Origin of the sequence: Burkholderia sp. AU4i, from assembly GCF_000466765.1 — a bacterium.
GTDB lineage: Bacteria > Pseudomonadota > Gammaproteobacteria > Burkholderiales > Burkholderiaceae > Burkholderia > Burkholderia cepacia.
In genome coordinates, this window is record NZ_ASSI01000481.1 from 1 (window position 1) to 1079 (window position 1079).

General features: G+C 73.4%; 2 protein-coding genes. Both read left to right on the forward strand.

From position 1 onward, the window contains the following. A partial coding sequence (locus L810_RS43665) for a PepSY-associated TM helix domain-containing protein (protein ID WP_042978538.1) occupies window positions 1-696 on the forward strand: 696 nt, incomplete at its 5' end. Further along, window positions 674-1079: DUF2946 domain-containing protein (locus L810_RS44260; RefSeq protein ID WP_051392406.1), on the forward strand; the 406-nt coding region annotated here is incomplete at its 3' end. The genes L810_RS43665 and L810_RS44260, both read left to right, overlap by 23 nt.

The window sequence follows — 1079 nt, forward strand, 5'->3', positions numbered from 1 at the left end:
CCGGGTGCCGCCGCGGCGCCCGGGCATGCGCCCGCGCAGGCCGCCGCACCCTCGGGCCATCACCACGAATCCGGCGAGTCGATGCCGGGGATGGTGATGGACGACCTGCCGTTGCCGCAAACGCCGTGGGCGGTCGGCAACGTGCCCGTCCCGCATTCGCCGTCGGCGCCGACCCCGGCCCCGCTGCCGCTGGCCCGCGCGATCGCGATCGTCGCGGGCCTCGGCGTGACGAGCGGCTATACGCTCGCGCTGCCGTCCGGCGCGGACGGCGTATTCACCGCGTCGTACTTCCCCGACGACCCGCAGGCCGAGCGGACGATCTACCTCGACCAGTACAGCGGCGCCGTGTTGAAGGACATCCGCTACGACGACTACGGCGCGGTATCGCGCGCCGTGTCGTATGGCACGTCGCTGCACATGGGCCGCTACTTCGGGCTCGCGAACCAGATCGTCTGCGCTGTGTTGTCGCTCGGGCTGGCCGCGATGGCCGTCACCGGCACCGTGATGTGGTGGAAACGGCGCCCGGCCGGCAAGCTCGGCGCACCGTCGCGCGAACGCGGCACGCCGCCGATGCGCGGCTGGATCGCGGGGCTCGTGCTGCTCGGCATCGTCTTTCCGCTGATGGGCGCGACGATCGTCGCGGTCTGGTTGATCGACCGTCTGCTGTTCGGCCGTGCGGCACACGCGGCAGCCTGATTCGTCGCGCGCCGGCGCACGCCGCGCGCCGACACGGCAAGCCCGGGCCACGGCGTGGCTCGGGCTGTTCGCGCTCGTGCTCGCGCTGGTCGCGCCGCTGATCTCGCAACTGCGCGCGAGCGCATCCGAATCCATTGGCGGCCTGCCGGCCGCGCCGATCTGCTCGGCAACCGGCAATACGCTCGTGACGCACGCGGAACCGCATGCGCCCGCCGATGCGCATTTCGAACGCTGCGGTTATTGCGGCCTGCTCGCCGGCCATCCGCCGTTGCAGTACGCGGCGTTCCTGTCCGCCGCCCTGGCCGTGCGGCATGCGCCGCCCGCGCCACCGATCCCCGCCGCCCGCCCCCCCGTCGAAGCGCTACGCGCTCGCCGCCCGCGGG